The sequence below is a fragment of the Chitinispirillales bacterium genome, from assembly GCA_031254455.1.
Taxonomy (GTDB): Bacteria; Fibrobacterota; Chitinivibrionia; order Chitinivibrionales; family Chitinivibrionaceae; genus WRFX01.
This window is the reverse complement of record JAIRUI010000105.1, coordinates 1-7,501: the sequence shown is the minus strand read 5'-3', so window position 1 is coordinate 7,501 and position 7,501 is coordinate 1. Positions and strand designations below refer to the sequence as shown.

Sequence of the window (7,501 nt, the reverse complement as noted above, 5' to 3'; positions counted from 1 at the left end):
CCGCTCAGACGGCGATAACTAATATTGACGAAGTTATTAGGAGCGTTAGTGAGATGCGTGCCGATATAGGAGCGTATGTAAATCGTTTGGAAAGCACGGTGAATAACTTGACGGTGTCTGCGGCGAATCAGACGAATGCGGAAAGCCAGCTTCGAGACGTGGATTTTGCTTTCCAATCGTCTCAATTTACGAAGAATCAGATACTTACGCAGTCTGCGACGGCGATGTTGTCTCAGGCGAACGCGGTGCCTCAGAACGTTCTTTCTCTTCTGCGGTAGTATAGACAGTAATGTGATAGTTAACCGAGAGCCGATGTTAATACGTCGGCTCTTGTTATTTTATGAAAAAATTTCAGAGAGTGTTTTGTTGAAATACGATCGCTTGTTATTTTTCATTTTGGCAAATAATATTTTCATCCTTGATATTTTATTGCACAACGAAAGGTGATAGGTATGTTCTCAAAAAATCAAATTAAAATTTTATTTGTGTCGTTTATTTTTTTTATTCCGTGTTCGATTTTTGCGCAAAAAACGGAAATTAAATTGCCGCAGCCGAATAAAACCGGCGGAATGCCCTTGATGGAGGCGTTGGCGAATCGAAAAACTTCCCGCGATTTTTCAAGCAAGGAACTTTCCAACCAGCAGCTCGGTAATTTACTGTGGGCTATGTGGGGGATAAATCGCAGCGACGGTAAGCGTACCGCGCCGTCGGCGAGAAATTGGCAGGAAACGGAATTGTTTGTAGTTAAGCCCGAGGCGGTTTACAAGTATAACGCTAAGAATCATTCTTTGGAAGAGGTAAAATCAGGCGACCATAGAAACATTGCGGGAGCGCAGGATTTTGCAAAAAAAGCGCCGCTCAACATATTGCTTGCCGCAAATACCGCTTTGATGGGGAAAGACGAGGCGGACGATCTGAACACGGCGCATATAGACGCGGGATTTATCGCTCAGAACGCATATCTTTATTGTACGTCCGAAGGGCTTAACTGTGTCGTACGATTGATGATTGATCGCGACGAAATACGAAAAACTTTGGGTTTTGACAAAAAAATATATCCGATTGCCGGATTGACGATTGGGTATTGACTTTTTGCTTCAAAATAATCTCGCAAAGACGGATATCACGGCGTTACTTAACGTAACCGGCGAGCGGCAGAACGCTTTGTTTGAAACCGCCGCCGAAATAAAAAGCGAATGTGTAGGCGATGTCGTGTATTTTAGAGGACTTATCGAATATTCAAATGTCTGTAAAAAAAATTGTAATTATTGCGGAATACGCAAGGGTAATAAAAAACTCAGTCGTTATACGATGACCGAACAGGAGGTTATAGACGCGGCGTTGCACGCTTATCGGGAAAATTACGCTTCAATCGCTTTGCAGTCTGGAGAATTGAATTCCAAAGAATTTGTAAGAAAAATAACGTCTTTATTGGAAAAAATAAACGCCGAAACAAATAACGAATTGGGAATAACTTTGTCGCTTGGAGAACAAAGCGAAGAAACCCTAAAAATGTGGAAAGAAAGATTTGGCGTCAGGCGCTATCTGCTAAGAATAGAGACGTCAAACAGAGAATTGTACGAAAAAATACACCCCGATGACAAAACGCACAGTTATCAAAAGCGCTTGGAAACCTTAAAGATATTACGAAAATTGAATTATCAGGTAGGAACCGGAGTAATGATAGGTTTGCCGTTTCAAACTATTGAAAATCTTGCGCAGGATATTTTGTTTTTTAGGGATTTGGACGTTGATATGATCGGTATGGGACCATATATAGAACATTGCGATACTCCGCTTTACAAATATAAAGACGATTTGCTGCCTGCCGCCGAAAGATATAATTTAACTTTGAAAACGATAGCGATATGCAGAATAATGTTTAAAGACATTAATATAGTCGCATCGACAGCGATGCAAGCGATAAATCCCACAGGAAGAGAAGCGGCGATTATGGCTGGCGCCAATATTATTATGCCTAATATTACCCCTCAAAAGTACAGGGAAAATTATCTGTTGTACCAAAACAAGCCTTGTGTAAACGAAGATATTCGTCATTGCAAAAAATGTTTGGAAGACCGCATACGACTTACCGGAAATAAGATAGGTTACGGGCAATGGGGCGATTCTAAACATTATTCTAATCGGATAGTAGTTTAAGCCAAGAGGAGATAAAGATAATTGACAATCAAATTATCGTCTAAATTAAAAATGTCAGACCAAAAATGGAGCGGGAAAACGCGCGGATGGGGATTGGGAATAAAAATATTTCTTGCGCTGATAAAGTTCTTCGGTTTTATTCCCGCCTATATTCTGCTTATTCCCGTCTGTTTTGTCCATACGATAATAAATTCAAATGCGAGAAAGGCGGTTAAGCAATTTCGCAGACATTTAGGTTTATCAACGAATTTTTTTGATTACTACGCGCATTTTTTTTCGTTTTCGATTACTTTGATTCACAAGTCCGGCTTTCTTATAGGCAAAAACAGGCGGATAAAATATTTGACGAAAAATGAGAATTACATTGAAAATATCGCAAGAACCGGTAAAGGCGTCATTTTGCTTTCGGCGCATATAGGAAATTTTGAACTTGCGGGTGAAATTTTAAGCGAAAGAATAAGTGCAAAACTCAATATTTTAATGGTTGAGCGTGACGGTAAAAAAATGAAAAAAATTTATGAAACCGTGAATAGAAATCGAAAAGTAAATATAATTTTATCGGACGGCGAAGCGCTTGAAACCGCGTTGAAAATAAAAAACGCTTTACAAAACGGCGAAATAGTAGCGGCTTTGGGCGACAGATACATAGGCGATAACGTCGCTGAAATCGAATTTTTGGGTGAAAAAGCGAAATTTCCGCGCGGAATATTTGAAATTGCCGCCATAACGCAAACGCCGATAATTCCCGTTTTCACGACACGAAAGAGTGTAAATGTTTATGAATTTTGCGCATGCGAGCCGATAGAAATCTTGAATTCTGACCGTAAAAAACGTGAAGAGTTTGTTTTTGACGCGATGTGCGATTTTGTGAATCGCGTTGCCGAACATGCGAAGAGAACTCCGCTTCAATGGTATAATTATTATTGTTTCTGGGATTAAAGTATGGGTTTTACACCGACACTTTCGCTCAAGACCGGAGAAATTTCGTCTAAAATCGAAATCAAAACCAATTCCGAAGAATAAAACCCGCCCGCTATTTTTTTGCGGTAATCAAACAGAAATTTTTCCTGCTCGGTTTTATCTTTCCATAGAAACTTACCGAGCCGTTTCCCCGTTACCGGATTAATGTTCGTATCCACAGCAACCTCCATGTTGCAGTTGTCTATACTTATATATATTATCGGAATGTTTTTGAATTTTCTTTACAGTAAAAATTGAAAAAATTTGAGAATTATGTGCAATCTTTTCCTATATTTTCCAAATTGTGGATAAAACCAAGCCTTGTCGCAATTTCCAACCCTTGTCGCATTTCTCAGAAGAAAGCGGCAGGGAGTAAAATTTACAGTATCATTTCATTATAAGATATTACGTATAAAATACCGTTCGCCGCTAAACGGTAAAACTTGCTCTTTTTTAATTATTTCTTCTTATGATGCGGTTTTTACTTGTGGGGTGTTGTGAATATATTGTATTTTTCTTTCGTGAGAATTTGTTTTTTTATAAAAAGGAATATTTATGGCTCGTGTCCCGATGACAAAAAGCGGGTTTGATAAATTAGTAGAAGAATTAGACCGTTTTAGGCGGGTAGAATTACCAGCTATAATAGAAAAAGTTGCGGAAGCGCGCTCCCATGGCGATCTCAAAGAAAACGCGGAATATCATGCCGCCCGCGAAAGACAGGGGCAGATTCAGGATAAAATCCGTTATCTTGAAAGCCGCATCGCAGACGCCCAGATTATCGAAACCGAAGTAAACAGCGATGAAATTCGTTTCGGCTCAAAAGTTATTTGCTGTGAAATCGACGACGAAGACGAAAAGGAAGAGTATGTTTTGGTCGGCGCCGACGAGGCAAATCCATCGCAAGGGATGGTTTCGGTAACTTCACCGCTTGGACAGGCGTTTTTGGGTAAAAAAGCGGGGGATATTGTCGAAGTTGCCGCTCCTGCCGGAAAATACAAGTTGAAAATCGTTTCGTTTGAGTAATTTTGAGTAAAATATGGATTTTGAAGCCCGACATCTTGATTTTGAAACCCGCGTAAATTTCGGAAGTTTTTATACGCCGCCGCATTTGGTCGCAAAAGTTTATGAAATGATTGAAAAGAACGTGCCGGAGACGGGAAAATACGTTTTCTTAGATACGTCCTGCGGATATGGAAATTTCTTGGACGGCATAAATTCGATCGGCGCGGATATTGACGAAGAAGCGCTTCTTTTTGCCCGAAAACAAAACGAAAAGATTAGTTTTTTTAATCATAACAGTCTGAAAAACGTCTGCAGACATAGTTACGGTTTGAACGAAAACTCGCAAATAATAATCGTCGGAAATCCGCCTTACAACGACACGACTTCACAAATAAGAAATTCGATGAAAAGCAAAAAAACAGATATTGATTTTGATTTGAAATCGCGCGATTTGGGTTTGTCGTTTTTGCTTTCTTACGACAAATTGCAGCCGAATTTTATCTGCGTTTTGCATCCGCTTTCGTATTTAATCAAAGAAGCGAATTTTAACGCGCTCAAGAATTTTACTAAAAATTATATTCTTAAAGACGGCGTTATAGTTTCAAGCGGAGACTTTGTAAAAACGTCTAAGACTGTGCAGTTTCCGATAATTATCGCATTTTACGAAAAAAATTCGTACGGAATGGATTATTCGTACATAAAAAAATATCGTTTCAAAACAGAAGACGGCAAAAAATTTGCGATAAACGATTTTGATTCGATAGGAAATTACGTTTCAAAATATCCGAATTTTACATCGGTCGAAAAAAATGACGCGGTTGCGTACTTTTATACGATGCGCGATATAAACGCATTGAAAAGGGCTAAAACTTTTTTGGAAAACGAAATAAATAATTCGCTACGGGTTGTAGAAGAAAATTTTGCGTATTACTGCTACGTCGATGTTTTCAAAGAATACATAAAAAACTTGCCCTACTATTTCGGCAACAGCGACGTTTTCATTAACATAGACGAGTTTTTGAAAATTAAGAATTGTTTTGTTGAAAAATCCGTTTCCAAATATGATTTTTTGTCTAAGAAAATAAAAAAAACAGTCGATAAAAACACAAACTTTGCGATAAACGGCTATTTTAGAAATCTATTCGGAGAACATTATGTTAATTAGGACGGTGAAGAAAAAATGATAAATGAAATACGAAATTTTTCGATAATTGCGCACATCGACCACGGGAAAAGTACGCTTGCCGACAGATTTTTGCAGATTACGAATACGATTTGTGAGCGCGATATGCAAGACCAGCTTCTCGACGATATGGATTTGGAAAAGGAACGCGGGATTACGATAAAAGCGCATCCGATTCAGATGAAATATCGCGCACAAAATCAAAAGGAATATACGATAAATTTGATAGACACTCCCGGGCACGTTGACTTTACCTACGAAGTATCGCGTTCGCTTGCCGCCTGTGAAGGCGCGATACTTGTAGTGGATGCGTCGCAGGGAATTGAGGCGCAGACCTTGTCGAATATTTATCTTGCAATGGAAAACGATTTGACGATAATTCCGGTTATGAATAAGATAGACCTTCCGGCGGCGAATCCCGAAGCGGTAGGGCGGCAGATTTCAGATCTGCTTGGAATTGATGCGGCGCAAATTTTGACCTGTTCCGCAAAGAGCGGCGCAGGAGTCAAAGAAATTCTTGAGAAAGCCATTATTGAGATTCCGGCGCCGAAAACCAAAAACGAACCTTACACGAAAGCGTTGATTTTTGATTCTGTTTTTGACAGTTACAGGGGGGCCATTGCGTATGTTCGCGTTTTTGAAGGAAGTATAAAAATCGGCGATAAAATTAAATTTATGAAAACAGAACAGGTTTATGAAATTACAGAACTAGGCGTTTTCGGGCTGAAGAGAGCGCCGGCGCAGGAATTGGAAACAGGGCAGGTAGGCTATGTTATAGCGTCGCTCAAAACTCTTTCGGACATCCGCATCGGCGACACGATAACGTTGGCGAATAACCCGGCGCCGTCGGCTATCGCAGGGTATAAGGTGATAAAGCCGATGGTGTTTTCCGGCTTGTATCCGATTGACAAGGGTGATTACGACATTCTTCGCAACGCGCTTGAAAAACTTGCGTTAAACGATTCTTCTCTGAATTTTATTCCCGAATCGTCTGAGGTATTGGGTTTTGGATTCAGAACCGGATTTTTGGGGCTTTTACACATGGAGATAACGCAAGAGCGGCTTTCTCGAGAGTTCGGCGTCGATATTATCACTACGATTCCTAACGTCGTGTATAAAATCGAAAGGCAAAACGGAGAAATTGTCGAGATAGAACGTCCCGGCGACTTACCGCCTGCGGGTGAAATAGAATCTATTTCCGAGCCGATCGCCAAAGTTCAGATTATAACTCCGACGACTTACACCGGAGCGATTATGAAACTTTGCGATGAAAAACGCGCGGTTATGGAAACTATGGAATACCTTGATACGACACGAGTTACTCTTCATTACAAAATTCCTATTCAAGAGTTGATTATCGACTTTTTCGATCGTCTCAAAAGTTGCAGTTCGGGTTATGCGTCGATGGATTACGAACTTTCGGGTTACCAAAAATCAAATATGGTGAAACTTGACATTTTGATAAACGGCGAAGCGGTCGATGCGTTTTCGTGTATAATTCACAAGGATAAGTCGTATAATTACGGAAATTTCATCACCGAGAAACTTAAAGATTTAATTCCCAGACAGCAGTTTGCGGTTGCTATTCAAGCGGCGGTCGGAAGTAAAATTATCGCAAGAAGCACGGTCAGACCTTATCGAAAAGACGTAACCGCAAAGTGTTACGGCGGAGATATTTCCCGCAAACGCAAACTTTTGGAAAAGCAAAAAGAAGGTAAAAAGCGGATGAAACAAATAGGAAGCGTCGAAATTCCGCAAAAAGCGTTTTTGGCGGTATTGAAAAGGGACGGAGGAAATTGATAAGAATTATCGCCGCGCTAACTTATTTGCCGCAGGCAAATAATATTTTCACTATGTAAAATAAATATAGCAATTAAACTTTTTGTGTTCTGTATCCATCGTGCCTAATCCAATTTCTGACATCATCGTTTGTTACACATTCTAACGCTGTATTTAACGCTTGAATAAGTTCGTCTTTCCCACTCGGTTCAATTTCTTTAATCTTGCTTTTCATTTTTGACCACATCAATTCTATTGGATTCAAATCAGGTGAATACGGAGGCAAAAACAAGTAATTTGTGCCTGTTGCACAACTCAAAAAAGGAAGCAGGAAAGTATCATTTCCTGCTTCCTTTTTAGTATTTTCTTTATAAACAAATCATATTTAGGAGGGTATCTATGCAAGGGAAGAAAGAT

Annotated in this window: 9 protein-coding genes; 7 read left to right on the top strand and 2 right to left on the bottom strand. The window is 39.8% G+C overall.

All coding sequences use genetic code 11. The annotated features are described in order from the left end of the window. The 4 genes from LBH98_08300 to LBH98_08285 all read left to right on the top strand — a co-directional run. On the top strand, positions 1-278 hold a 278-nt coding region (locus LBH98_08300), incomplete at its 5' end, for a flagellin (GenBank protein ID MDR0304748.1). A 174-nt stretch (positions 279-452) separates the two neighbouring features. Further along, positions 453-1,088, top strand: coding sequence for a nitroreductase family protein (locus LBH98_08295; protein ID MDR0304747.1), 636 nt, complete (start codon positions 453-455; stop codon positions 1,086-1,088). Further along, positions 1,078-2,160, top strand: a complete 1,083-nt coding sequence (gene hydE / locus LBH98_08290) for a [FeFe] hydrogenase H-cluster radical SAM maturase HydE (GenBank protein MDR0304746.1) — start codon at positions 1,078-1,080, stop codon at positions 2,158-2,160. Before LBH98_08295 ends, hydE begins: the two co-directional genes overlap by 11 nt. 21 nt (positions 2,161-2,181) lie before the next feature. Further along, positions 2,182-3,099 carry a hypothetical protein gene (locus LBH98_08285; protein MDR0304745.1) on the top strand — a complete coding sequence of 306 codons (918 nt, stop codon included), beginning with the start codon at positions 2,182-2,184 and terminating at the stop codon, positions 3,097-3,099. Here the strand turns inward: LBH98_08285 and LBH98_08280 are convergent. Continuing rightward, positions 3,096-3,299: a hypothetical protein gene (locus LBH98_08280; GenBank protein ID MDR0304744.1), complete on the bottom strand. Its 204-nt coding sequence runs from the start codon at positions 3,297-3,299 to the stop codon at positions 3,096-3,098. The genes LBH98_08285 and LBH98_08280 overlap by 4 nt on opposite strands. A gap of 376 nt (positions 3,300-3,675) precedes the next feature. Here LBH98_08280 and greA point away from each other — a divergent pair, with 376 nt between their 5' ends. Genes greA through lepA form a run of 3 tightly spaced genes read left to right on the top strand, consistent with a single transcriptional unit; the run spans position 3,676 to position 7,105 of the window. After that, positions 3,676-4,143, top strand: a complete 468-nt coding sequence (gene greA / locus LBH98_08275; protein MDR0304743.1) for a transcription elongation factor GreA — start codon at positions 3,676-3,678, stop codon at positions 4,141-4,143. A gap of 13 nt (positions 4,144-4,156) precedes the next feature. Then, positions 4,157-5,287 (top strand): Eco57I restriction-modification methylase domain-containing protein, encoded by a 1,131-nt coding sequence (locus LBH98_08270; GenBank protein ID MDR0304742.1) that lies wholly within the window; start codon positions 4,157-4,159, stop codon positions 5,285-5,287. A gap of 15 nt (positions 5,288-5,302) precedes the next feature. Further along, complete coding sequence (lepA, locus tag LBH98_08265; GenBank protein MDR0304741.1) at positions 5,303-7,105, top strand: translation elongation factor 4; 1,803 nt, start codon at positions 5,303-5,305, stop codon at positions 7,103-7,105. A gap of 73 nt (positions 7,106-7,178) precedes the next feature. Here lepA and LBH98_08260 read toward each other — a convergent pair whose 3' ends face one another. Next, positions 7,179-7,376, bottom strand: coding sequence for a transposase (locus LBH98_08260; protein MDR0304740.1), 198 nt, complete (start codon positions 7,374-7,376; stop codon positions 7,179-7,181). Positions 7,377-7,501: the final 125 nt, after the last annotated feature.

Bases quoted from the DNA above. Each gene is read 5' to 3' on its own strand.
- LBH98_08295 (MDR0304747.1), top strand. From the start codon at position 453: ATGTTCTCAAAAAATCAAATTAAAATTTTATTTGTGTCGTTTATTTTT.
- greA (MDR0304743.1), top strand. From the start codon at position 3,676: ATGGCTCGTGTCCCGATGACAAAAAGCGGGTTTGATAAATTAGTAGAA.
- LBH98_08270 (MDR0304742.1), top strand. From the start codon at position 4,157: ATGGATTTTGAAGCCCGACATCTTGATTTTGAAACCCGCGTAAATTTC.
- lepA (MDR0304741.1), top strand. From the start codon at position 5,303: ATGATAAATGAAATACGAAATTTTTCGATAATTGCGCACATCGACCAC.